This window comes from Streptomyces sp. NPDC048481 (assembly GCF_043200075.1).
In the GTDB taxonomy this organism is placed as follows: domain Bacteria; phylum Actinomycetota; class Actinomycetes; order Streptomycetales; family Streptomycetaceae; genus Streptomyces.
This window is the reverse complement of record NZ_JBICXC010000002.1, coordinates 554,826-578,047: the sequence shown is the minus strand read 5'-3', so window position 1 is coordinate 578,047 and position 23,222 is coordinate 554,826. Positions and strand designations below refer to the sequence as shown.

The 23,222-nt window shown below is 73.9% G+C and carries 20 protein-coding genes; 7 read left to right on the top strand and 13 right to left on the bottom strand.

Annotation, left to right across the window (positions count from 1 at the left end):
• Positions 1 to 98: 98 nt before the first annotated feature.
• The 3 genes from ACGFSH_RS08740 to afsQ1 are packed head-to-tail and all read right to left on the bottom strand — an operon-like array spanning position 99 to position 3,000.
• A complete protein-coding gene (locus ACGFSH_RS08740) occupies positions 99 to 734 on the bottom strand; it encodes a hypothetical protein (RefSeq protein ID WP_393346340.1) in 636 nt (211 codons plus the stop codon).
• Positions 731 to 2,326 (bottom strand): ATP-binding protein, encoded by a 1,596-nt coding sequence (locus ACGFSH_RS08735; protein ID WP_393346338.1) that lies wholly within the window; start codon positions 2,324 to 2,326, stop codon positions 731 to 733. The genes ACGFSH_RS08740 and ACGFSH_RS08735 overlap by 4 nt, the downstream gene beginning before the upstream one ends.
• Positions 2,323 to 3,000, bottom strand: coding sequence for a two-component system response regulator AfsQ1 (gene afsQ1, locus ACGFSH_RS08730; protein WP_057584528.1), 678 nt, complete (start codon positions 2,998 to 3,000; stop codon positions 2,323 to 2,325). The genes ACGFSH_RS08735 and afsQ1 overlap by 4 nt, the downstream gene beginning before the upstream one ends.
• 536 nt (positions 3,001 to 3,536) lie before the next feature.
• Between afsQ1 and ACGFSH_RS08725 the strand changes: the two genes are divergently transcribed.
• Entirely contained in the window at positions 3,537 to 4,280 is a 744-nt protein-coding gene (locus ACGFSH_RS08725) for a SigE family RNA polymerase sigma factor (RefSeq protein ID WP_393346336.1), read from the top strand.
• A 196-nt stretch (positions 4,281 to 4,476) separates the two neighbouring features.
• On the opposite strand, the gene ACGFSH_RS08720 is transcribed toward ACGFSH_RS08725, so the two are convergent.
• Positions 4,477 to 5,184 carry a uridine kinase gene (locus ACGFSH_RS08720; protein ID WP_393346334.1) on the bottom strand — a complete coding sequence of 236 codons (708 nt, stop codon included), beginning with the start codon at positions 5,182 to 5,184 and terminating at the stop codon, positions 4,477 to 4,479.
• Between the two features lie 59 nt (positions 5,185 to 5,243).
• Between ACGFSH_RS08720 and ACGFSH_RS08715 the strand changes: the two genes are divergently transcribed.
• Entirely contained in the window at positions 5,244 to 5,648 is a 405-nt protein-coding gene (locus ACGFSH_RS08715; protein WP_393346332.1) for a hypothetical protein, read from the top strand.
• Between the two features lie 127 nt (positions 5,649 to 5,775).
• On the opposite strand, the gene ACGFSH_RS08710 is transcribed toward ACGFSH_RS08715, so the two are convergent.
• From ACGFSH_RS08710 to deoC, 3 genes are read right to left on the bottom strand one after another with little or no spacing between them, the layout of a single operon-like run.
• Positions 5,776 to 6,663, bottom strand: a complete 888-nt coding sequence (locus ACGFSH_RS08710; protein WP_393346330.1) for an aldehyde dehydrogenase family protein — start codon at positions 6,661 to 6,663, stop codon at positions 5,776 to 5,778.
• A complete protein-coding gene (locus ACGFSH_RS08705) occupies positions 6,656 to 8,104 on the bottom strand; it encodes an aldehyde dehydrogenase family protein (RefSeq protein ID WP_393346328.1) in 1,449 nt (482 codons plus the stop codon). Before ACGFSH_RS08705 ends, ACGFSH_RS08710 begins: the two co-directional genes overlap by 8 nt.
• A gap of 5 nt (positions 8,105 to 8,109) precedes the next feature.
• The gene (deoC, locus tag ACGFSH_RS08700; protein ID WP_393346960.1) at positions 8,110 to 9,069 is read right to left on the bottom strand and encodes a deoxyribose-phosphate aldolase; all 960 of its coding nucleotides are present in this window, start codon (positions 9,067 to 9,069) and stop codon (positions 8,110 to 8,112) included.
• Between the two features lie 123 nt (positions 9,070 to 9,192).
• Here deoC and ACGFSH_RS08695 point away from each other — a divergent pair, with 123 nt between their 5' ends.
• Both ACGFSH_RS08695 and ACGFSH_RS08690 read left to right on the top strand, forming a co-directional pair.
• Entirely contained in the window at positions 9,193 to 9,906 is a 714-nt protein-coding gene (locus ACGFSH_RS08695; RefSeq protein ID WP_393346326.1) for a PH domain-containing protein, read from the top strand.
• 451 nt (positions 9,907 to 10,357) lie between these two features.
• Positions 10,358 to 12,097 (top strand): hypothetical protein, encoded by a 1,740-nt coding sequence (locus ACGFSH_RS08690; protein WP_393346324.1) that lies wholly within the window; start codon positions 10,358 to 10,360, stop codon positions 12,095 to 12,097.
• Positions 12,098 to 12,126: 29 nt separating this feature from the next.
• On the opposite strand, the gene ACGFSH_RS08685 is transcribed toward ACGFSH_RS08690, so the two are convergent.
• From ACGFSH_RS08685 to ACGFSH_RS08670, 4 genes are all read right to left on the bottom strand, one after another.
• A complete protein-coding gene (locus ACGFSH_RS08685) occupies positions 12,127 to 12,927 on the bottom strand; it encodes a DUF899 family protein (RefSeq protein ID WP_393346322.1) in 801 nt (266 codons plus the stop codon).
• A gap of 343 nt (positions 12,928 to 13,270) precedes the next feature.
• Positions 13,271 to 14,902, bottom strand: coding sequence for a phospho-sugar mutase (locus tag ACGFSH_RS08680; protein ID WP_393346320.1), 1,632 nt, complete (start codon positions 14,900 to 14,902; stop codon positions 13,271 to 13,273).
• A gap of 332 nt (positions 14,903 to 15,234) precedes the next feature.
• Entirely contained in the window at positions 15,235 to 16,059 is an 825-nt protein-coding gene (locus ACGFSH_RS08675; protein WP_393346318.1) for a purine-nucleoside phosphorylase, read from the bottom strand.
• Positions 16,060 to 16,310: 251 nt separating this feature from the next.
• On the bottom strand, positions 16,311 to 16,748 hold the full coding sequence (locus ACGFSH_RS08670; protein ID WP_393346317.1) for a gamma-glutamylcyclotransferase: 438 nt from the start codon (positions 16,746 to 16,748) through the stop codon (positions 16,311 to 16,313).
• A gap of 96 nt (positions 16,749 to 16,844) precedes the next feature.
• On the opposite strand from ACGFSH_RS08670, the gene ACGFSH_RS08665 reads away from it, so the two are divergent.
• Both ACGFSH_RS08665 and ACGFSH_RS08660 read left to right on the top strand, forming a co-directional pair.
• Entirely contained in the window at positions 16,845 to 18,293 is a 1,449-nt protein-coding gene (locus ACGFSH_RS08665; protein WP_393346316.1) for an NAD(P)H-quinone dehydrogenase, read from the top strand.
• A gap of 200 nt (positions 18,294 to 18,493) precedes the next feature.
• Positions 18,494 to 19,462: a DeoR/GlpR family DNA-binding transcription regulator gene (locus ACGFSH_RS08660; RefSeq protein ID WP_393346314.1), complete on the top strand. Its 969-nt coding sequence runs from the start codon at positions 18,494 to 18,496 to the stop codon at positions 19,460 to 19,462.
• Positions 19,463 to 19,936: 474 nt separating this feature from the next.
• Here ACGFSH_RS08660 and ACGFSH_RS08655 read toward each other — a convergent pair whose 3' ends face one another.
• The gene (locus tag ACGFSH_RS08655; protein ID WP_393346312.1) at positions 19,937 to 21,709 is read right to left on the bottom strand and encodes an acetyl/propionyl/methylcrotonyl-CoA carboxylase subunit alpha; all 1,773 of its coding nucleotides are present in this window, start codon (positions 21,707 to 21,709) and stop codon (positions 19,937 to 19,939) included.
• Positions 21,710 to 22,093: 384 nt separating this feature from the next.
• Between ACGFSH_RS08655 and ACGFSH_RS08650 the strand changes: the two genes are divergently transcribed.
• Positions 22,094 to 22,648: a hypothetical protein gene (locus ACGFSH_RS08650; RefSeq protein ID WP_393346310.1), complete on the top strand. Its 555-nt coding sequence runs from the start codon at positions 22,094 to 22,096 to the stop codon at positions 22,646 to 22,648.
• On the opposite strand, the gene ACGFSH_RS08645 is transcribed toward ACGFSH_RS08650, so the two are convergent.
• Positions 22,617 to 23,222, bottom strand: a complete 606-nt coding sequence (locus tag ACGFSH_RS08645) for a Maf family protein (protein ID WP_393346308.1) — start codon at positions 23,220 to 23,222, stop codon at positions 22,617 to 22,619. The two genes, ACGFSH_RS08650 and ACGFSH_RS08645, sit on opposite strands and share 32 nt — an antisense overlap.

Sequence of the window (23,222 nt, the reverse complement as noted above, 5' to 3'; positions counted from 1 at the left end):
GCCGGCGGTGACCTGCGACGACGACGGCCTCGGACCCCCGCATGAGGCGTCCGCCACACCCGCCGCCCCCAGTCGGCCGCTCCGGGCGGCCGGGCGGTTCAGCCCTCGTTGGTGACCGGCGTCGACGGGGGCTCGGCGCTTCCGGGACGGGAGCGGATCTCGTCGGTGCAGGCGTAGCGGCGCACCGGCGCCGGGCCGGGGCCGCCCAGGACCACCGAGCCGTCCCCCTCGGCGGCCGCCGAGTCGGAGAACGTGCACACCAGCTGGGCGAGCGCGTACGACGTGAGATTCCCGGGCGGAGTGCTCAGCCGCAGCGTGTCGTCCGGGTCCCGGGGGCCCGGCCCGCGCACCGTCATCCCGCCGCGCACGTCCGTCGTGTACCCGGCCTCCTTCTCGGCCGCCGACGGCGACTCGGCCAGCTCGTCCAGCAGGCCCTGCGCGACCAGCGCGCGCCGCGCGGAGTCCGCCGCGCCGTCCGGCACCCGCAGGGACCGGTCCACGGCCACCAGCGACGAACCGCACAGCAGGAACACCCGCACCGGCACGCCCGCACGCGCGGACTGCGTCGTGACGTCCGGCTCGGCGAGCGAACAGCGCACCCGGGAGGGCGCGGGCCCGAAGTCCGTCGGCACCTCGGTGGCGCGGATGCCGCAGCCGGCGAGCACGGCGGCCGCCAGGCCGGCCAGCACGGGCACGGCGAACCGCCGTCGTACGGCTGCACGGCTCGTGGTCACGTCACGTCCCCCTTGTCCGGCACGGTCCGCACGTCCCGCCCGCCGCCGTCGCCGTCCTCGACATCGTGTTCCGCGCGCCCGGAGACGCCCCGGGGCAGCCGCAGCGTGAACACCGCGCCGCCCTCCGGGGAGTTGGCGGCCGTGATCTCGCCGCCGTGGATGTGCGCGTTCTCCAGCGCGATGGACAGGCCGAGCCCGCTGCCCTCGGAGCGCGGCCGGGAGGCGCTCGCCTTGTAGAACCGGTCGAAGACGTGCGGCAGCACGTCCTCGGGGATGCCCGGCCCGTGGTCGCGCACCGCGATCACGACCGAGTCGTCCGCCGCCGACACCGACACCCGCACCGGCGAACCGCCGTGCTTGAGGGCGTTGCCGATGAGGTTGGCCAGGATGACGTCCAGACGGCGCGGGTCGAGCTGGGCGTGGATGCCGCGCTCCGCGTCGAGGTCGACGGCGTCCAGCCAGGCCCGCGCGTCGATGCAGGCGGTGATCTGGTCGGCGACGTCGACGTCGTCCAGGACCAGCCGGGCCGTCCCCGCGTCGAAGCGGGTGACCTCCATCAGGTTCTCGACGAGGTTGTTCAGCCGCCGCGTCTCGCTGACCACCAGCCGCACCGCCGGCTCGATCATCGGGTCGATGCTGCCCGACTCCGCGTCCAGCTCCTCCTCCAGCACCTCCGCGACGGTGGTGATGGCGGTGAGCGGCGTGCGCAGCTCGTGCGACATGTCGGCGACGAACCGGCGCGAGGCCTCGTCACGGGCGGCCATGTCGTCGACCCGCTTCTCCAGCGCCTCGGCGGTGCGGTTGAACGTCCGCGACAGATCGGCCAGTTCGTCCGTCCCGGAGACCCGCAGCCGGGTGTCCAGCCGGCCCTCGCCGAGCCGGCGCGCCGCGACGCCCAGCCGGTGCACCGGCTTCAGGACGGTCGTGGCGGCGGCCTGCGCGAGCAGCGCGGCCCCCACCAGCGCCAGGGCGGTGGCGATCCCCAGCGACCACGCCAGCGAGTTGAGGTCCTTGGCCTCCGGCTCCAGCGACTTGCGCATGTACCCGGTCGGCCCGCCGCCGATGACCTTCGTCCCGGCCACCAGGTACGGCGTCCCGTGCACCACGACGCGCTGCCAGTACAGGTGGTACGGGGACTTGTTGCCGTCGCCGGCGTCCTGCTGCCGGTTGACGGCCGTGCGCAGCGAACCGGGCACGTCCTCCAGCGAGAAGCCGTTCAGACCGCCCGAGTTGCCGTAGACGGTCTGGCCGCCGCTGTCCGCGGCCACCAGCAGCACGCTGAAGCGCTGACTGCTGTTGGCCATCTGGCCGGCGGTGTGCTGCAGTTCGTCCTGCGAGGGATGCTCCGGCAGCGAACCGGCCCGGTTCTGCATCTCCTGCTCGAAGTCCCGCAGCACCGCGCCCTGGGTGCGGGTGAGCACGGCCTCGCGGTTGAGCCAGTACGCGATGCCGGACGCGGACACGGCGGCGGTCAGCGCCACCGCGCCGAACACCACGACGAGCCGCAGCCGCAGGCTCGTCAGACGCAGCCGTGACACCTTTCCCCTGCGCGCCGCCGACCAGCCGCGCAGCCCTCCTCGCGCCTGGGTCACTGAGGGGCGTCCAGGCGGTAGCCGACGCCGCGCACGGTACGGATCAGGACGGGGGACGACGGCACGTCCTCCACCTTGGCCCGCAGCCGCTGGACACACGCGTCCACCAGCCGCGAGTCGCCCAGGTAGTCGTGCTCCCACACCAGCCGCAGCAACTGCTGCCGGGACAGCGCCTGTCCGGGCCGCCGGCTCAGCTCCAGCAGCAGCCGCAGCTCGGTCGGGGTGAGCTGGAGGTCCTCGCCGTTCTTCGTCACCGTCATCGCCGCACGGTCGATGACGAGGCTGCCGAAGGTCGCCGCGTCGCTCGACTCGCGCTCGCCGCGGCGCAGCACGGCCCGGATCCGGGCGTCCAGCACCCGGCCCTGGATGGGCTTGACGACGTAGTCGTCGGCGCCGGACTCCAGCCCGACCACCACGTCGATGTCGTCGCTGCGCGCGGTGAGCAGAATGATCGGCAGCTGGTCGGTGCGCCGGATGCGACGGCACACCTCGAAGCCGTCGATGCCGGGCAGCATCACGTCCAGCACGATCAGATCCGGCCGTTGCTCGCGCAGGAGCTTCAGACCGTCCTCACCGCTCGCAGCGGTCGCCACCCGGTGTCCCTGGCGCGTCAGTGAGAGCTCCAGGGCCGTACGGATGGCGTCGTCGTCCTCGATCAGCAACAGGGAAGGCACGGGCTCATTCTGGCCCATGAGGGGGCTGTCGTTCGACCTGTGGGTCAGGGCCCGTCCGGGCGCGGGTGCCGGAGCGGGGTGGTTCCGGCGGCGCGCGCGGATTGCGGCGGGCCGGCGGCGCCCCGCGACCGCCCTCGCCCGACCGGCCCGCCCACCGGGCCCGCACCCCCGGGACCTGCGGTTACGTGCCGCCCGAACGGTTCCCCGGGGCGTGCGGCGCCCCGCGTGCCCGGCCGGACCGCACGGAACGGGCCCCCCGGCCGCCCGGCGCGCAACCCGCCCGGACCGGCCGGGAACACGGGGACGAGGCCGCCGCCGGCGTCGAACACACCCGGCCGCCGTACCGCGCAAGGCTGTGGACGGCCTGTGCCCGCGACGTGACGGACCCCTGTGACAGGTCTGTGACAGTCGGCGGACACGGCGATGAAGTGGCCCGTGCAGTCTTTTCGACACGAGGCCGGGCGACGCCGAACAGCACAGCGGAGCCGGGCCACGCGAGAGACAGAACACCGTAAGTCCACGACGGGGGGCGCGAGATGAACACGCTGCACGGTATGAGCACCAACGCAGTCGCGGTCGTCACGCGTCTGCACGACGTGAACCGGGGTTCCGAGAAGTCCGGCGCGGTGACCGCTCGGGGGTGCGGTCGTGGCGCCGGACGTCAGCACACCGCCTTCATGACGGTGGTCGATGCGGGGGAGCAGGCGGCTCACGGGGGAGCCGCGTACGGGGAGGACACGGGGGAGCGCCGCTCGCTGACCGAGGCGGAGTTCACCGCCTACGTCCAGGAGCGCCGCGCCTCCCTGTACGCCACCGCCTACCACCTCACCGGCGACCGCTTCGAGGCCGAGGACCTGCTCCAGAGCGCCCTGTTCTCGACGTACCGGGCATGGGAGCGGATCAGCGACAAGGCCGCGGTCGGCGGCTACCTCCGCCGGACCATGACCAACCTGCACATCAGCGCGTGGCGCCGCCGCAAGCTGAACGAGTACCCGACCGAGGAGCTGCCGGAGACGGCGGGCGACACGGACGCGATGCGCGGCACCGAGCTGCGCGCGGTCCTGTGGCAGGCGCTGGCGCGGCTGCCCGAACTCCAGCGGACGATGCTGGTCCTGCGCTACTACGAGGGCCGCACTGACCCGGAGATCGCGGAGATCCTCGACATCAGTGTCGGCACGGTGAAGTCCAGCATCTGGCGCTCGCTGCGCCGGCTGCGCGAGGACGAGGTCCTCAGCTTCGGCCGTGACGAGGAGGACGCCTTCGGGGAGCTTGTCGCCTGAGGGTGAACGGGGGAGGCACGGGGGAGCGGTACCGGGGGGACCCGACGGGGGACGTCGAGGGGAGCGGTACCGCGCAAGCACGGGGGAAGCACCACCCCGGGGGGACACGGGGGAGCAAGGGGAAGCACGGGGGAACGAGAGGGAGCGGGACCGGAGGGCCGGGGGGTCCGTCCGGTCCCGCTTCTTCGTGCGTGCTTCAGACAGCCGTGCGCGCCGTCGGGGCGCGGCCGTCCGACGCCGCGGCGGCCAGCCGGGCCAGCGCCTCGTCGCGGTCGCAGGCGTAGGCGCCCAGCGCGGTCTGGCGGGCGACGATGGAGCGTTCGGCGCGCATCAGGCGCCAGCCGCGGCGCAGCAGGAAGGGCACCGACTTGCGGCCCTCCTTCAGATCCCGCAGGAAGCGGCGCCGGAACGTCGTCACCGGGCCGCGGCTCAGGCACAGCGCGTCGGCCAGGACGCCCAGCTCCCGGCAGCGGTTCACGATCTCGGCGGCGAAGATGCCCTCCGCGATGAACGCCGGCGGCCGCCCGATCGCGATCTCCTCCTCGCCCGTGCGGGCGCTGAGCGAGATGTCGTAGACGGGAACGTTCGTGCGGCCCGTGCCGCACAGTTCCACGATCGCGGCGACGGCCGCCTCCGCGTCCCACGACAGCGGGTGGTCCCAGTCGATGTCGGAACTCCCCGCGACGAGCGGCAGCGTCGGGTCGTCCCCCTCCTTGTAGAAGTCGTCGAGCCGCAGCACAGGGAGGCCGCAGCGGGCGGCGAGCAGGGACTTGCCGGAGCCGGAAGGGCCGCAGAGCAGCACGACTCGCGTGGGTATGGGCGGAGGGGAGGTCACGGGACACCAGTGTGAGGCATCCCCCGCCCCGTCAACGACCCCGCGGGTCGGCTTTGATGCGCGCGTCACACCTCAACTACCCTTCGTGTCGACCGGATCACCTTGCGCACCAGAAGGCGGCATCGACGATGGCCCGACACGCATCCCCCCAGACCCCCACCGGCCGGCGCGCCCTCGCCGCCCTCGCGACCGCCGGAGTGGCGCTGGGCGCGGGCGCCGGCACCGCCGCGGCGGCCGGCGGGCCCGTCGTCGACGTGGTGCGCACGAGCCCCACCTCGATCGGCCGGATCGACCCGCAGGCCGGGCTCCAGGGCGCGCTGGGCTCCCTGTCGTACGTCACCGGCACGGTCGCCGGCCTGAAGCCCAACCCGCTGGCGGGGACCGGCGTCGACCCCCTCGACAACGGCGTCGGCACCCAGCTCGCCGACTTCCGGCCGCTGACGTCCCAGATGCTGACCGCCCCGGTGGCGCAGGCCCAGTCGATCGGCTCGATCCCGGTCGTCGGGGACGTCACGAAGGTGCTCGGCGGCTGACCGCGCCGTACGGCACGGTCCACGGCGCACGCACGGAAGCCGCGCCGCCCCCGGACGGAGGGGCGGCGCGGCTTCCGCGTTCACGGGGCGCCCGGAGCATGCCGGGGAGCGCCCGGGAGCGCCCGGACTAGTAGGACGAGCCGGACGCGCCCAGGGAGCCCGTCGGGTGCCAGACCGTCTTCGTCTCCAGGAAGGACGTCAGGCGGTCGGTGCCCGGCGTCACCGACCAGTCGTCCACAGGCTGTGGACGCAGCACGCGCTTGAGGTTGTCGGCCGCCGCGATCTCCAGCTCCTTCGCCAGCGCCTCGTCGGCGCCCGCGAGATCGATCGCGTTGACGTCCTGGTGCGAGGCCAGCGGCGCGGCGATCTCCGCCGTCCGGCCCGACAGCACGTTGACGACGCCGCCGGGGACGTCCGAGGTGGCCAGGACCTCGCCGAGGGAGAGCGCCGGGAGCGGGGCGCGCTCGCTCGCGATCACGACCGCCGTGTTGCCCGTGGCGATCACCGGGGCCAGCACCGACACCAGCCCCAGGAACGACGACTCCTGCGGGGCGAGGACGGCGACGACGCCCGTCGGCTCGGGCGAGGAGAGGTTGAAGTACGGGCCCGCGACCGGGTTCCCGCCGCCCACGACCTGGGCGATCTTGTCGGTCCAGCCCGCGTACCAGACCCAGCGGTCGATCGTCGCAGCCACCTGCTCGGCGGCCTTCGACTTCGACAGGCCCTCGGCGTCGGCCACCTCGTGGACGAACTGGCCCCGGCGGCCCTCCAGCATCTCGGCGACGCGGTAGAGGACCTGGCCCCGGTTGTACGCCGTCGCCCCGGCCCAGCCGCCGAACGCCTTGCGCGCGGCGACGACCGCGTCACGGGCGTCCTTGCGGGAGGACTGCGGCGCGTTGGCCAGCCACTTGCCCTTGGAGTCCGTCACCTCGTACACCCGGCCGCTCTCGGAACGCGGGAACTTCCCGCCGACGTACAGCTTGTAGGTCTTCAGCACGGACAGTCGGTCAGACATCGAGGTACGCCTCCAGGCCGTGGCGGCCGCCCTCGCGGCCGAATCCCGACTCCTTGTAGCCGCCGAACGGCGAGGTGGGGTCGAACTTGTTGAACGTGTTGGACCAGACGACGCCGGCCCGGAGCCTGTTCGCGACGGCGAGGATCCGGGAGCCCTTCTCCGTCCAGATGCCCGCGGACAGCCCGTACGGCGTGTTGTTGGCCTTGGCGACCGCCTCGTCCGGGGTGCGGAAGGTGAGGACCGACAGCACCGGGCCGAAGATCTCGTCCCGGGCGACGGTGTGCGCCTGGGTGACGTTCGTGAACAGCGTCGGCGCGAACCAGTAGCCCGACGTGGGCAGTTCGCACGCCGACGACCAGCGTTCGGCGCCCTCCGCCTCGCCCTGCTCGACGAGGGTGGTGATGCGCGAGAGCTGCTCGGCGGAGTTGATCGCGCCGATGTCGGTGTTCTTGTCGAGCGGGTCGCCCAGGCGCAGCGTCGACAGGCGGCGCTTGAGCGAGTCCAGCAGCTCCTCCTGGATCGACTCCTGGACGAGCAGACGGCTGCCCGCGCAGCACACCTGGCCCTGGTTGAAGAAGATGCCGCTGACGATGCCCTCGACGGCCTGGTCGATCGGGGCGTCGTCGAAGACGATGTTCGCGCCCTTGCCGCCCAGTTCGAGGGTGAGCTTCTTGCGGCTGCCCGCGACCGTGCGCGCGATCTCCTTGCCGACGGCCGTGGAGCCGGTGAACGCCACCTTGTTCACGTCGGGGTGCGCCACGAGAGCCGCGCCCGCGTCGCCGTAGCCGGGAAGGATGTTGACGACGCCCCTGGGCAGGCCCGCCTGGCGGCAGACGTCCGCGAAGAACAGGGCGGACAGCGGGGTCGTCTCGGCGGGCTTCAGGACCACCGTGTTGCCGGTGGCGAGCGCCGGGGCGATCTTCCACGCCAGCATCAGCAGCGGGAAGTTCCACGGGATGACCTGGCCCGCGACGCCCAGCGGCCGCGGGTTCGCGCCGAAGCCCGCGTGGCCGAGCTTGTCGGCCCAGCCCGCGTAGTAGAAGAAGTGCGCGGCGACCAGGGGCAGGTCGGCGTCGCGCGTCTCCCTGATCGGCTTGCCGTTGTCCAGCGTCTCCAGGACGGCCAGCTCGCGCGAGCGCTCCTGGATGATGCGGGCGATGCGGAAGAGGTACTTCGCGCGCTCCGCGCCCGGCAGCGCGGACCACTTCTCGAAGGCCTTGCGGGCGGCCAGCACGGCGCGGTCGACGTCCGCCTCGCCCGCCCGGGCGATCTCGGAGAGGACCTCCTCGGTGGACGGCGAGACGGTCTTGAAGACCTGGCCGTCGGCCGCCTCGGTGAACTCGCCGTCGATGAACAGGCCGTACGAGGGGGCGATGTCGACGACCGAGCGGGACTCGGGCGCCGGGGCGTACTCGAAGGCGGAGGTGAATGCGGATGCCATGGTGATCAGTCCACCGTCACGTAGTCGGGGCCGGAGTAGCGGCCGGTGGCCAGCTTCTGACGCTGCATCAGCAGATCGTTCAGGAGCGAGGAGGCGCCGAAGCGGAACCAGTGGTTGTCGAGCCAGTCCCCGCCCGCGGTCTCGTTGACCAGGACGAGGAACTTGATCGCGTCCTTGCTGGTGCGGATGCCGCCGGCGGGCTTCACGCCGACCTGCACGCCGGTCTGCGCCCGGAAGTCGCGCACGGCCTCCAGCATGAGCAGCGTGTTGGCGGGGGTGGCGTTGACGGCGACCTTGCCGGTGGACGTCTTGATGAAGTCCGCCCCGGCCAGCATGCCGAGCCAGCTCGCCCGCCGGATGTTGTCGTACGTCGACAGCTCGCCCGTCTCGAAGATGACCTTCAGGCGGGCCGCGCCCGAGGCCTCCTTCACGGCCACGATCTCGTCGTACACCTTCATGTACCGGCCGGCGAGGAAGGCCCCGCGGTCGATGACCATGTCGATCTCGTCGGCGCCCGCGGCGACCGCGTCCCGCACGTCGGCCAGCTTCACGTCGAGGGCGGCACGGCCGGCCGGGAACGCGGTGGCGACCGAGGCGACCTTCACGCCGGAACCGGCGACGGCCTCCTTGGCGGCGGCCACCATGTCGGGATAGACGCAGACCGCGGCCGTGCTCGGCGCCGAGCGGTCGGTCGGGTCGGGACGGACCGCCTTCGCGCCGAGCGCCCGGACCTTGCCCGGGGTGTCCGCGCCTTCCAGCGTCGTCAGATCGACCATCGAGATGGCGAGGTCGATGGCGTACGCCTTCGCGGTCGTCTTGATGGAACGGGTGCCGAGCGCGGCGGCGCGCGCCTCCAGGCCGACCGCGTCGACGCCGGGCAGCCCGTGGAGGAAGCGGCGCAGCGTGCTGTCGGACGAGGTGACGTCCGAGAGGGCGCGGGCCGCGCTGGGTGCATTGGTGGGCATGGTCACCAGACGAGCATATCTACGCGCGTAGCGGGTGTACACCCCCGGAAGTCTTTCGGGTGCCCGGGGCGTGCCGGGGCTCCGCGTACGGGCGGGCGGCGGACGTCGGGCAGAATCGGCCCCATGACGAGCCCGGAAGACCAGTCACCAGCGTCGCGGCCCCCAGGGTCCCCGCAGCCCACGGATCCCGAGATCAGGGACCGCGTGTACCGGTCGTCCGCGGGCATCGCGGGCGGCGTGGTGATGCTCGCCCTCGTCGGCTGGCTCGGCATCGACGCGATCGTCGCGGGCGAGGGGCGCACCCCCTGGCTGGCGCTCGCCGCGATGATCCTCCTCGTCCCGCTGATCGTCTCCCTGACCGTGCGGCCCGCCGTGTTCGCGGGACAGGACCGGCTGCGGGTGCGCAACCCGTTCCGGGTGATCGTGCTGCCCTGGGGGCAGATCGCCACGCTGCGGTCCGGCTACTCCAACGAGGTCCTCACCGTGGCCGGGGCGAAGTTCCAGCTGTGGTCCATCCCCGTCTCGCTGCGCGCCCGCAAGCGGGCGACCCGCCGGCAGTCGCGTGCGGCGGCCGCGCAGGACGGCCGCGGCGGCCGCTCCGCCGGACCCGGCGGGCTCGGCGGAGCGCTCGGGCGCGGAGGCGGGGGCGCGTCGGCGGCGGACGCGGCCGCGCGCGCCGGCGGCGACCGGGCCATGGAGGACCTGCGCGAGCTGTGGGAGGCGCGCGAGAAGGACGAGAGCGCGCAGGGCGAGGTGAGCGTCCGCTGGGCCTGGGAGATCCTCGGCCCGGCCGCCGCGGGAGCCGTCGTCCTGGCGATCCTGGTCGCCACGGGCTGAGCTGAGAGGGCGGCAGGGAGGCCGGGCGGTGTCCGGTGGGGGCGGCGTCCGGTGGGGGCCGGTGCCCGGTAGGGACCGTGGGCTGGGCTCGCGGGAGCCGCGGCGAGCGGTGGCCGGTGGGGCGGGGCAGGGGCTGCGGTGGCCGGGTGGCGGAGGCGCGGGCCTGCTTGACTGACTGCTGAGTGTGGGGGGTGCCACCGGGGGCGGGTGCACGAGCCCCGAGGGGGCGGGGGCCGGGGCCGGTGAGGCGGCGGACCGATGGGATCGCGGGGCCGGTGGGGGAGGCGACGGTGGATTCGGGGTCGGACGTTCTCGGGGTGCGGTCTCGACCGGCGGCACACGTACGCCCCCGGTGCCCGTATGTGCGTCCGGCTGCGGGGTTGTGCGGTCGGGCGTCTGTGCGGTTCTGCGGATGTGCGGGGAACGAGTTCGGTCAGGTGGGGAGACGGCGATGAATGCGCGTGCCGGCGATGTGTCACGGCTGCCCGCCAATGCGGTGGGGCCCGGCGGGAGGGTGGCCGCCTGGGACGGTGGGTCGGCGCTGCGGTGGGCACGGGCGCTGCCCCCGCGCTGGGTGCCCGTGCGGACGCCCGACTGGGCCCTCGCGGTGCTGCCGCTGACGGCGGTGGCGGGCGCCGGGCTGCTGGGCGGACCCGGCGGGCTGCCCGCGTGGGGCGCCGCCCTGGTCGCCCTGCACCTGGTGTGGCCGGTGCTGCGGCCCGAGATGGCCGCCCTCACGGCACCCGTCGGCGTCGCCCTCGTGCTGACGGCCGGGGACGGACTTCCGCTGCCCGTGCGGCTCGGCCTCGCGGCCTGGCAGACGGGCGCCTGGGCGGCCGTCGGCCTGCGGCTGGCGGCGCGCCGACGGCAGCGGGCGGCGGCTCTCGCCGCTGCCGGGGGCACGGCCGCCGTGGCTCCGGACGGCATGGGCGGACGTCGGCCGCGCGGGACGTTCCTGCTGTGGACGGGGCTCGGCCTGCTCGCCGCCGGTGGCGTGCTGCGGGCAGTGGCGGACGCCTGGGACGGCCCCGGCGGCCGTTGGACGGTTGCGGCCGCGGGCTGGTGCCTCGCCGGTCTCGGGCTCACCGTGCTGGTCTCCGCGGCCCTGGCCCGCCACCGTGCCGTCGGGCCGCGCCGGGGACCCGTTCCGGTGCTGCGGGTGCTGGCGCGGGTGAACGGCGACCTGGAGACGGAGGTCTTCGCCGCCGACGACCTCGCCGCCCGACGGCCCCTGTTCACGGTCGCCACCGCCGACGGCCGCGGCGCGCCGGACCACCCCGCCGAGGCGCGCGCGGACGAGACGGACGAGGTGAGGGGTGCGGACCGGACCGGTGACGATGAGCCCGCCGAGCCCGCCGAGCCCGATGAGCTTCGTGAACTGCGGGAGCTGGTCGGGGGCGGGCGTGCCGGTCCGCTGCGGGAGGCCGTGCTGTACGGGGCGCCCTTCGACGGCGCCGAGGTCGTGCTGCTGGCCGCCGCGGCGAAGGCCGGCGCCCCGCCCGTGGTGGAGACGTCCCTGGGACCCGTGCGGCCGGTGACGGAGGCCGCTCTGCGGCGGCGGGAGCGGAACGAACGGGTCCGGGCCGTCCGGGAGGGCAGCCGGGAGGAACGTCGGGAGGCCGCGGCCGCCCTCGCGGCCGCCGTCGTCGAGCAGGCCGGTCCGCAGGCGCTCGGGCGGGTGCGCCGATGGCGTGCCGGATGGGCCGACCGGCTCCTCGTCGTGCCGGCGGCGCTGGTCCTCGCGCTCCTCGTGGACGACTCCGTGTGGCGGGGCGTCCTGTCCGGCGTCGCGGCGACCCTGATCGCCGCCCTCGTGCTGCCCCGCCGGCTCGCGTGGCGGATCACGGCCGACCGCGACGGCCTGTGGTTCAACGGACTGCTGGGCGTCCGCCGCCTGGACTGGGAGCACGTCCGGGCCGTCGACTGCGAGGGCGGACGGCTGCGGATACGCGCCTCGCGGGCGTCGTTCGGCGAGTGGCGGGCGCACTCCGTCCACTGGCCGTGGCTGGAGCGCAGGCTGGGCTTGGTGCATCCGTACGAGCGGACGGCCGCCGAGATCACCCTGCTGTGGCGGGACCCGGCGACCCGGCCGGCCACGCAGGCCGACGAGCGGCTGCGCGGGCGGGCGCTGTGGCCGCTGGCGATCGTCGTCGGGGCGCTGGTGGCGGGCGGGTTGCCGGCCCTGCGGTGACGGCCGGTGTGCCGGGGGCGGCGGTCCGGTCAGTGGCAGGGGCTTCGCCGGCCGAGGGTGTCCACGGGGGTCGCGCCGGGCCGGGTCCACTGCGGGACCGGGCGGCCGGTCGGACCCCAGGTGGCGTTGCCGTCCGCGTCCGAGCGCCAGTACCAGCACGGGTGGTCCCCGGCGGGGCGGCCCTCGGGGTTGTCCTCCCAGGCCTCGCGGCGGCCGAAGGGCGTCCTGTCGAGCACGGCGAACGACCCGCTGAACGACTCGATGCCCCGGCCCGTCGTGGAGTAGGTGAGGAAGACGCGGTCGCCGTCGCGCAGGAAGCAGGCGAGCTGCCCCATGGCGCCGCCGATCGGCCCGGCCACGTCGCGCACGGAGTACCAGGGCTGGGTGTAGCCCATGAACGCGACGAACGGGGCCACCTCCTCCCACGGACCGGTGGTCAGGAAGGCGAACGACACTCCGCGGGCGTTGAGGTAGACGGCGTCCCTCAGGTGCCAGGCCACCATCGTGCAGCCCTCGCACTGCCCCTGGTGCGGCGCGCCGTCGTACCACATGTGCTTGTAGACGACGAGCTCGTCGCGGCCCTGGAACAGGTCCAGGAAGGGCACCGGGCCGTCGGGGCCGACGACCTCGGCCGTCCCGTCGACCTCCAGCATCGGCAGCCGGCGGCGGGCCGCGGCGATGGCGTCGCCCTCGCGGGTGTGCGCCTTCTCGCGCACCAGCAGCTCGTCACGGGCCGCCTGCCACGCGGTCGCGTCGACGACGGGCGGGAGGCCGGGCGCGGCGGCGCAACGGTCGGGGGCGGTGGCCGAGTGGTCCGGGGCGGTCGTCATGGCGTCCTCCGTGCGTCTGGTCGCGGGCGCCGTCGGGGAACGCCGGACGACGTCCACACGACGGTCACCGGAACAGACCGGAGAAGCAGCCGGAACTCATCGCGCCGGCAGTGAGCAATGCCAGTCGCGCACCCGCGTGCGCGGCGGGCCCGTGCGGGGGCGGACCCTTGCCGGCGGCGGTGGCTGCGCACGCGGGTGCCCGGCCCGCACCCGGGAGGCGAACCCGCGCACTCCGGGGGCGGGACCCGCACGCCGGCCGGACGCGCCCCACCCACCGGGCCCGCACAAGGCGTCGCCGTGCCACCCGCGGGACGGGTTGCCCCGGTGCCCCGGGGCGCCGGTGTCAGATGCCGGCCGCCGCCGACAGGTCCTGCTTGATCTTGGCGAGGACGGCGTCGGCGCGGGTGCGCGCGGCGGGCAGTTCGTCGTGACCGGCGACCGGGACGACGACCTCCAGGTAGCACTTCAGTTTCGGCTCGGTGCCGCTGGGCCGGACGATGACGCGGGCGCCGTCGAGCGTGTAGCGCAGGCCGTCGGTGGGCGGCAGAGTGTCCGTGCCCCGGGTGAGGTCCTCGGCCCGGGTGACGGCCAGGCCGGCCAGTGCGGCCGGGGGCTGCGCGCGCAGCCGCTCCATCGCGCGGGCGATGACCGTGAGGTCCTCCACCCGCACCGACAGCTGGTCGGTGGCGTGCAGGCCGTGCTCCACGGCGAGGTCGTCGAGGAGGTCCAGGAGGGTGCGCCCCTGTTCCTTGAGTTCGGAGGCGAGTTCCGTGATCAGCAGGGCGGCGGTGATGCCGTCCTTGTCGCGCACGCCCTCGGGGTCCACGCAGTAGCCGAGGGCCTCCTCGTAGCCGTAGCGCAGGCCGTCGACGCGGGCGATCCACTTGAAGCCGGTGAGGGTCTCCTCGTAGGGCAGACCCGCCTTCTCGGCGATGCGGCCGAGCAGGGACGAGGAGACGATCGACTCGGCGAACGTGCCCTGTGCGCCGCGGCGCACGAGGTGGGCGGCGAGCAGGGCGCCGACCTCGTCGCCCCGCAGCATGCGCCAGTCGCCCTCGTACGGGACGGCCACGGCGCAGCGGTCGGCGTCCGGGTCGTTGGCGATGACCAGGTCGGGGGCGTGGGCGCGGGCCGCGGCGAAGGCGAGGTCCATCGCGCCGGGCTCCTCCGGGTTGGGGAAGGCCACGGTCGGGAACTCGGGGTCGGGCTCGGCCTGCTCGGCGACGAGGACCGGCGCCGGGAAGCCCGCGCGGGCGAACGCGGCGAGCAGGACGTCCTTGCCCACGCCGTGCATCGCGGTGTAGACCGTGCGGGCCGTGCGGGGGGAGTCCGGGGCGAGGACGGCGTCGGTGCGGGCCAGGTAGGCGTCGAGGACGGCGTCGTCGAGGATCTCCCAGCCCCCGTCCGGGCGGGGGACCTCGTCCAGGCCGCGGACGGCGTCGATCTCCGCGGCGATCTCGGCGTCGGCGGGCGGCACGATCTGCGAACCGTCGCCCAGGTACACCTTGTAGCCGTTGTCGCGGGGCGGGTTGTGGCTGGCCGTGACCTCCACCCCGGCGACCGCGCCCAGGTGCCTTATGGCGTACGCGAGGACGGGGGTGGGCAGCGGGCGGGGCAGGACCGCCGCGCGCAGTCCGGCGCCCGTCATGACCGCGGCCGTGTCGCGGGCGAAGTCGGCGGACTTGTGGCGGGCGTCGTACCCGATGACGACGAGGCCGCCCTGCCGGCCCTTGCCCTTGAGGTACGCGGCGAGTCCGGCGGCGGCGCGGATGACGACCGAGCGGTTCATCCGCATGGGGCCGGCCCCCAGCTCGCCGCGCAGGCCGGCGGTGCCGAACTGGAGGGTGCCGCTGAAGCGGTCGGCGAGCTCGGCGACGTCGCCGGCCTCGATGAGCCGGGCCAGTTCGGCGCGGGTCTGCGGGTCCGGGTCCTCGGCGAGCCAGGACCGGGCGCGGGAGAGGAGATCGTCGTGCACGGGAGTCAGCCTCCGGTTGCGTGGGGGACGCCGGTTGTCTTCCAGGCCGGGCCGGGGTCGGCCGGCCCTTCTGGAGGGTGCCCCCTCTGGGGGAGTGTGAGGACGGGGCCGGACCGGATCAGGGCCGGCCGGGGTGCGGGGCGGGCGCCCCAGGGGCCAGGGGGCCGAGGGAGGGCCGGGGGTCGAGAGGGCCGGGGGCGGACGCCGACCGGCCCGCGCGACGCCCTGTCGGGCGGCACGCGGGAGAGCCCCGTCCCGTGACGCGCCGCACCGGCCGCCGCGCGGACCCGGAGCGGCTCGCGGGGCGAGTTCCGGGCTCCTGGCGGCGGCGCTCAGATGCGGCCGAGCACCTGCGCCAGCAGCGATCCCATGCGCGTCGCGCTGTCGCGACCCGCCTGAAGGACCTCTTCGTGGTTCAGCGGCTCGCCCGTCATGCCGGCGGCGAGGTTGGTGACGAGGGAGATGCCGAGCACCTCGGCGCCCGCCTCGCGCGCGGCGATGGCCTCCAGCACCGTCGACATGCCCACCAGGTCCGCGCCGATGGTGCGGGCCATGCGGATCTCGGCCGGCGTCTCGTAGTGCGGGCCGGGGAACTGGGCGTAGACGCCCTCCTCCAGCGTGGCGTCGATCTCCTTGCACAGGGCGCGCAGCCGCGGCGAGTACAGATCCGTCAGGTCGACGAAGTTCGCGCCGACGATCGGCGAGGTCGCCGTCAGGTTGAGGTGGTCGCTGATCAGCACCGGCTGACCGGGGCGCATGCCCTCGCGCAGGCCGCCACAGCCGTTGGTCAGCACGATCGTCTTGCAGCCGGCCGCCACCGCGGTGCGCACACCGTGGGCGACGGCGGCGACGCCGCGGCCCTCGTAGTAGTGGGTGCGGCCGAGGAACACCAGCGCCCGCTTCTCGCCGATCCGGTACGAGCGGACCTTGCCGCCGTGGCCCTCGACCGCGGGCGGCGGGAAGCCGGGCAGCTCGGTGACCAGGAACTCTGCGTCGGGGGCGCCCAGGGCGTCGACGGCCGGAGCCCAGCCGGAGCCCATCACGAGGGCGACGTCGTGGGTCTCGGCGCCGGTCAGTTCGCGCAGGCGAACGGCGGCGGCGTCGGCGGCGGCGTGCGGGTCGCCCTGGATGTCGTCCGGGAGAAGAGATGCGTTCACGCGACTGAGGGTAGCCGCTTCCGGCCTACGCGCGTAGATGCCGAACCCGACGGGATGGCGATCGTTGTCTTGTTGTTTCCGACGAGGACCCGCCGCCCGGTGGCGGCCGGTCGTCCGTGATCAGCACGTCCTTGTGAGCCGGTCGCGGGCTGCGGCGGCCTGCACCGTGTAGTGGACGTCGTACGTGCCGGGGTGGCCCGTGCGACCTCCCGTCGGTGCGCAGATGCTCCGAGTCTCGAAGGGGACCCCCGTCAGCAGGGCCGCTTGCGCAGCTCCATCACGTAATCGTGGGGCGCGCCCGCCGATTCCGCCGCGTCGGCGACCTCGCCCAGGTACCGGGCCGACGGCAGTCCGCCCTCGTAGCCGTTCAGGACGTACATCCAGGCGGACTCCTCGCCCTCCAGCGTGTGCACCCGGACCCGGGCCCGCCGGTAGATGCCGAGGCCCACGCCCTCCCAGCGGTCCAGGGACTCCTCGTCCATGGGGGCGATGTCGTACAGCGCGACGAAGACCTGCGCGAGGGGGTCCTCCACGACGGTGGCCAGCGCCCCCTCCCAGCCCAGCTGCTCGCCGCCGAACGTCAGCCGCCAGCCGTTCAGCCAGCCGGTGGCGCGCAGCGGCGAGTGGGGAGCGCGGCGGGTCATCAGCCGCGCGTCGAGGTTGCCGGCGTACGCGGCGTAGAGCGACATGCAAGGAGAGTACGGCAGTGGGCGCGGGCGTCACTCTGGTCACAGTCCCGGCCTCCGCGGCCCCCTGGGCGGTAGCACGGCGGCAGGTACGGGAGAATGGGACACGTGACTCGGATCGTGATCATCGGTGGCGGACCCGGCGGCTATGAGGCGGCCCTGGTGGCCGCGCAGCTCGGCGCGGAGGTGACCGTCGTCGACTGCGACGGTCTGGGCGGAGCGTCGGTGCTGACCGACTGCGTGCCGTCGAAGACCCTGATCGCCACGGCCGAGGTGATGACGACCTTCGACTCCTCGTACGAGGAGCTGGGCATCATCGTGGCCGACGACACCCCGCCGCTGGAGCAGGCCGCCCGGGTCGTCGGCGTGGATCTCGGCAAGGTCAACCGGCGTGTGAAGCGGCTCGCGCTCGCCCAGTCGCACGACATCACCGCCTCCGTCACCCGGGCCGGCGCGCGCGTGCTGCGCGGCCGCGGCCGGCTGGAGGGCATGCAGGCCCTCGACGGCTCCCGCAAGGTCGTCGTCTCGGCCGCCGACGGCACCGAGGAGACCCTCACCGCCGACGCCGTGCTGCTCGCCACCGGCGCCCACCCGCGCGAGCTGCCGGACGCGCAGCCCGACGGCGAGCGCATCCTGAACTGGACCCAGGTCTACGACCTCGCCGAGCTGCCCGAGGAGCTCATCGTGGTCGGCTCGGGCGTCACCGGCGCCGAGTTCGCCGGCGCCTACCAGGCCCTCGGCTCCAAGGTCACCCTCGTCTCGTCCCGCGACCGCGTGCTGCCCGGCGAGGACCCGGACGCCGCCGCCGTCCTGGAGGACGTCTTCCGCCGCCGCGGCATGAACGTCATGGCCCGCTCCCGCGCCGAGTCCGCCAAACGGGTGGGCGACCGGGTCGAGGTCACGCTGTCCGACGGCCGTGTCATCACCGGCTCGCACTGCCTCATGGCCGTCGGCGCCATCCCGAACAGCGAGGGGCTCGGGCTGGAGGAGGCGGGCGTCAAGGTCCGCGAGTCCGGGCACATCTGGACCGACAAGGTCAGCCGCACCACCGCGCCGGGCGTGTACGCGGCCGGCGACGTGACCGGGATCTTCGCCCTCGCCTCCGTCGCCGCCATGCAGGGCCGCATCGCCATGTACCACTTCCTCGGCGACGCGGTGGCCCCGCTCAACCTGAAGACCGTCTCCTCGAACGTCTTCACCGACCCCGAGATCGCCACCGTCGGCTACAGCCAGGCCGACGTGGACGGCGGGAAGATCGACGCCCGGGTCGTGAAGCTGCCGCTGCTGCGCAACCCGCGCGCCAAGATGCAGGGCATCCGCGACGGCTTCGTCAAGATCTTCTGCCGGCCGGGCACCGGGATCGTCGTCGGCGGCGTGGTCGTCGCACCGCGCGCCTCGGAACTCATCCACCCCATCTCGATCGCCGTCGACAACAATCTGACGGTCGAACAGATCGCGAACGCGTTCACCGTGTACCCGTCCCTTTCGGGGTCGATCGCGGAGGTGGCGCGGCAGCTGCACACCCGCAAGACGGCGGGCGAGGTCTGACGGTCCGGCCCGACGGCCCGCCGACTCTCCCCTGGTCACGGGGAGTTGACGGCGGGCCGTCGGCGTGTCGCCGGACAGTGCGGGCGGCATAGTCGCCGGAACTGGGCCTTATACCACTCCCCGTCCCCCTGTGCGAACAACTTCTACTATTCGGCGCAAAGAGCTGAAAGCAGACGGTCGTCCGCGTTACTGTCAGTTTCGTGTTCGCTGCAGAACGTCGTCAATTGATCCTCGAAATGGTGCGAGCGAACGGGGCCGTGTCGCTCCGTGAACTCGCCCGCGTCGTCCAGACCTCCGAAGTGACCGTACGGCGGGACGTGCGCGCACTGGAGGCAGAAGGACTCCTCGACCGCCGGCACGGCGGTGCGGTATTGCCGGGCGGGTTCACGCGAGAATCCGGCTTTCCGCAGAAATCCCATCTCGCGACCGCCGAAAAGACCGCCATCGCGGATCTCGCCGCGGGCTTCGTCGAAGAGGGCGAGGCCATCGTGGTCGGGGCGGGCACCACGACACAGGAGCTGGCCCGCCGGCTCGCCCGGGTGCCCGGACTGACCGTCGTCACCAACTCCCTCCTGGTGGCCCAGGCGTTGGCCCACGCCAACCGGGTCGAGGTCGTGATGACCGGCGGCACCCTGCGCGGTTCCAACTACGCCCTGGTGGGCAGCGGGGCCGAACAGTCCCTCCAGGGGCTCAGGGTCTCCCGCGCCTTCCTCTCCGGGAGCGGGCTGACCGCCGAGCGCGGGCTGTCCACGTCCAACATGCTGTCGGCGTCCGTGGACCGGGCCCTGGTGCAGGCCGCCGCCGAGGTCGTGGTCCTCGCCGACCACACCAAGCTCGGCTCCGACACCATGTTCCAGACGGTGCCGACGGACCTCATCACCCGCCTGGTGACCGACGAGCCGCCCGCGCACGACGACCGCGCCGCCACCGAACTCCAGGCCCTGGCGGACCAGGGGGTGCAGATCGCCGTGGCCGGGGCGTCGGGAGGCCAGGGGGGTGAGGCGGTCCCGGCGCGTCACCAGCAGCAGCGCCGGGACGTACCGCCGCTGCCGGCCCCTCGCCGGGGCCAGGTGCCGGGCGCCCCCGCGGGGCTGCGCGCCGCCTCGATGCTGGGCGAGCAGCCCCCGGGCGGAGAACGGGCCCGGGTCGCGGACCTGCGCCGTCGCTGACCGCCCGCTCGACAAGGTCGCCCGGGCCCCCGCACGGCGGGTCCGGGCAGGCGGGTTCGCGGCCGGAGGTTGACGGCATCGCTCGAACGGGTGGGCCGACACGCTGGGCTGACGCGGGCGCCTGACGCGGCCTGTCTCGGGCGCTTGACGTGGATCCCGTCCGAGGCGGGGCGAGCCGATTCGGCGGTGTGACGGCCTTTCCGGGGCGGGGGCCGGGCGGACGCGGGGAGTGTCCTCGGGCCCGTGTCCGACGGGCCTCGCGCGGCCTCTTGCGCCTCCGGGAGCTGCCCGCTCGCCTCGGAGGACTTCCCCGGAGCAGGTGAGTCCCGGCCCGTGCCACCCCGCACCGGGGACCGGTCGGCCCTCCCCGCGCCCCAAGTCGGCCCGCGCCCCCCGGCTGGGGGCGCGCAGGGGCCGTCGACGCGGCGAGGCGCCCGCGGGATGCGGGCGCCTCGGCACGGTGGAGCGGTCGGGTCAGTCCTTGATCTCGCAGATCGCGGCGCCCGAGGTGACGGACGCGCCGACCTCCGCCGCCAGGCCCTTCACGGTGCCCGAGCGGTGCGCGTTGAGCGGCTGCTCCATCTTCATCGCTTCGAGGACGACGACCAGGTCGCCCTCCTTGACCTCCTGGCCCTCCTCGACGGCCACCTTGACGATGGTGCCCTGCATCGGGGAGGCGAGGGTGTCGCCGGAGGCCACGGGGCCGGACTTCTTGGCCGCGCGGCGCTTGGGCTTGGCGCCCGCCGCGAGACCCGTGCGGGCCAGGGACATGCCCAGCGAGGACGGGAGGGAGACCTCCAGGCGCTTGCCGCCGACCTCGACGACGATCGTCTCGCGGTCCGTCTCGTCCTCGGCGTCGGCGTCGGCCGGAGCGGAGAACGGGGGGATCTCGTTGACGAACTCGGTCTCGATCCACCGGGTGTGGACCGTGAACGGGTCCCGGCTGCCGGTGAGTTCGGGGGCGAACGCCGGGTCCTTGACGACCGCGCGGTGGAACGGGATCGCCGTGGCCATGCCCTCGACCTGGAACTCCTCCAGAGCGCGGGCCGCGCGCTGGAGCGCCTGCTCGCGCGTGGCGCCGGTGACGATCAGCTTGGCGAGGAGCGAGTCCCACGCCGGGCCGATGACCGAGCCGGACTCGACGCCGGCGTCCAGGCGCACGCCCGGACCGGACGGCGCCTCGAAGCGGGTCACCGTGCCCGGAGCGGGCAGGAAGCCGCGGCCCGGGTCCTCGCCGTTGATGCGGAACTCGAAGGAGTGCCCGCGCAGCTCCGGGTCGCCGTAGCCGAGTTCCTCGCCGTCGGCGATGCGGAACATCTCGCGCACCAGGTCGATGCCGGCGACCTCCTCGGTGACCGGGTGCTCGACCTGGAGGCGGGTGTTGACCTCCAGGAAGGAGATCGTCCCGTCGAGGCCGACGAGGAACTCCACGGTGCCCGCGCCGACGTACCCGGCCTCCTTGAGGATGGCCTTGGAGGAGGAGTACAGCTCGGCGACCTGCGCCTCGGACAGGAACGGCGCCGGGGCCTCCTCGACCAGCTTCTGGTGCCGTCGCTGGAGGGAGCAGTCACGGGTGGACACGACGACCACGTTGCCGTGGCTGTCGGCCAGGCACTGCGTCTCCACGTGCCGCGGCTTGTCCAGGTAGCGCTCGACGAAGCACTCGCCCCGTCCGAACGCGGCGACCGCCTCGCGGACGGCCGAGTCGTACAGCTCGGGCACCTCCTCGAGGGTGCGGGCGACCTTCAGACCGCGGCCGCCGCCGCCGAAGGCGGCCTTGATCGCGATCGGCAGGCCGTGCTCCTCGGCGAAGGCGACGACCTCGTCGGCGCCGGAGACCGGGTCGGGCGTGCCGGCGACCAGCGGCGCGCCCGCACGCTGGGCGATGTGCCGGGCGGCGACCTTGTCGCCCAGGTCGCGGATGGCCTGCGGGGGCGGGCCGATCCAGATCAGGCCGGCGTCCAGGACCGCCTGGGCGAACTCGGCGTTCTCCGAGAGAAAGCCGTAGCCCGGGTGGACGGCGTCGGCGCCGGACTCCCGCGCCGCGTTCAGCACCTTCTCGATGTCGAGATAGCTGGTCGCCGGAGTGTCACCGCCCAGGGCGAACGCCTCATCCGCCGCGCGGACATGCAGAGCGTCCCGGTCCGGGTCGGCGTAGACGGCCACGCTCGCGATACCGGCATCCCGGCACGCCCGGGCCACGCGGACTGCGATTTCGCCACGGTTGGCGATGAGCACCTTGCGCACGATTGAGGCTCCCTCCTTGAAACAAGCCGAGTTTAGGGACTGCCGACACGGCTCTACGACCCGTCCCCAAAGGTGAGCTTGCCCACACGGAGCGTGATGTCAGGCTCACTCGACCGCGAAATCCCTTGTAGTACCGCCGTACGCAGCACTCCTGCGGGAAACCCTAGCCCTCCTGTGTGGTCAAGGTCTCTGTGAAGGCGTGCTGCGGCCCACTCTGTTTCTTTGTCGAGTCCCTACGAATGGCCCAATGATTCTTTGCCGCCCGCAGAACCCTTGTCCCGCCGTTTACCCGTTAGTAGCGTTCCGGGTGTCTCGAACGTACTTGAGGTAACAGCTAGCTTGCCCGGCCTCGCTGAGGTCCGGCTCGAAAGTGGGTGGGGACCCGTGGTCCGCAGACCGGTGGCGTGGGTCGTGGCGATCGTGCTGTTCGCCGAGGCGCTGGGCATCGCCGCGCTGAACTGGTTCATGGGCGTGGTGGTGGACCGGCAGGACATGTCCCTGGCCGGCATGGACCCCGACGTCATGTCCACGTCCTCGAAGGTCGGCGGCATCGTCTTCGGCCTCTACTTCGCCCTGTGCGGGGTGGTGGCGCTGCTGGTGGCCCTGCGCGACCGCGCGCCGGCCGGCTTCGGCCGGGTCCTGCTGATCAGCGCGGCCGTCGTGCACGGTCTGCTGGGCGCCTTCGCGTGGGGGCTGCTGGGCGTGCCGCAGTTCGTGTTCATGGTGGTCGTGCTCGCCCTGATCGTGCTGCTGCTGATGACGTACGACGCCCGGCAGCGGCCGGTCGCCGACACGCCCCCGGGCGGCACGGGCGACGGCGGCGGTTCGCCCGCGACGCCCCCGCCCGCCCGCCCCGAGCCGGTGTCGCCCAAGCAGGTCCCGCACGAGCCGGTCGCACCCAAGCCGGTCACGCCTCCGACGGCGCCCACAACTCCGTGATCCCCACGCCCAGTTGCGCCAGCAGCCGGCGCACGAGGGGCAGGCTGATGCCGATGACGTTGCCGTGGTCGCCGTCGATGCCGTCGATGAACGGTGCCGAGCGGCCGTCGAGGGTGAACGCCCCGGCGACGTACAGCGGCTCGCCCGAGGCGACGTAGGCGGCGACCTCCGCGTCGGTCGGCTCGCCGAAGCGCACGACGGTGGAGGCGGTCGCGGAGGCGTAGCGCCCGCTGACGGTGTCGTAGACGCAGTGGCCGGTCTGGAGCGTGCCGGCGCGGCCGCGCATCGCCTTCCAGCGCGCGGTGGCCTCGGCCGCGTCCGCGGGCTTGCCGAGGGCCTCGCCGTCGAGGTCGAGCACCGAGTCGCAGCCGATCACCAGGGCGCCGGCGACGTCGGGCCGGGCGGCGACGACGGACGCCTTGGCCTCGGCGAGGGCCAGTGCCAGCTCGGCCGGGGTGGGCGCGGTGACGGCGTCCTCGTCGACCCCGCTCACGATCACCTCGGGAGCGAGACCGGCCTGACGCAGCAGGTTCAGCCGGGCGGGGGACTGGGAGGCGAGGACGAGTCGGCGCAT

What these genes read in the sequence shown, in the direction of transcription:
- ACGFSH_RS08670 (WP_393346317.1), bottom strand. Translation starts at nt 16,748, where the DNA reads ATGTCGCTCTACGCCGCGTACGCCGGCAACCTCGACGCGCGGCTGATG.
- ACGFSH_RS08705 (WP_393346328.1), bottom strand. Translation starts at nt 8,104, where the DNA reads ATGGCATCCGCATTCACCTCCGCCTTCGAGTACGCCCCGGCGCCCGAG.
- ACGFSH_RS08665 (WP_393346316.1), top strand. Translation starts at nt 16,845, where the DNA reads ATGGGACACGTGACTCGGATCGTGATCATCGGTGGCGGACCCGGCGGC.
- ACGFSH_RS08690 (WP_393346324.1), top strand. Translation starts at nt 10,358, where the DNA reads ATGAATGCGCGTGCCGGCGATGTGTCACGGCTGCCCGCCAATGCGGTG.
- ACGFSH_RS08645 (WP_393346308.1), bottom strand. Translation starts at nt 23,222, where the DNA reads ATGCGCCGACTCGTCCTCGCCTCCCAGTCCCCCGCCCGGCTGAACCTG.
- ACGFSH_RS08710 (WP_393346330.1), bottom strand. Translation starts at nt 6,663, where the DNA reads ATGTCTGACCGACTGTCCGTGCTGAAGACCTACAAGCTGTACGTCGGC.
- ACGFSH_RS08725 (WP_393346336.1), top strand. Translation starts at nt 3,537, where the DNA reads ATGAACACGCTGCACGGTATGAGCACCAACGCAGTCGCGGTCGTCACG.
- ACGFSH_RS08695 (WP_393346326.1), top strand. Translation starts at nt 9,193, where the DNA reads ATGACGAGCCCGGAAGACCAGTCACCAGCGTCGCGGCCCCCAGGGTCC.
- ACGFSH_RS08715 (WP_393346332.1), top strand. Translation starts at nt 5,244, where the DNA reads ATGGCCCGACACGCATCCCCCCAGACCCCCACCGGCCGGCGCGCCCTC.
- ACGFSH_RS08685 (WP_393346322.1), bottom strand. Translation starts at nt 12,927, where the DNA reads ATGACGACCGCCCCGGACCACTCGGCCACCGCCCCCGACCGTTGCGCC.
- deoC (WP_393346960.1), bottom strand. Translation starts at nt 9,069, where the DNA reads ATGCCCACCAATGCACCCAGCGCGGCCCGCGCCCTCTCGGACGTCACC.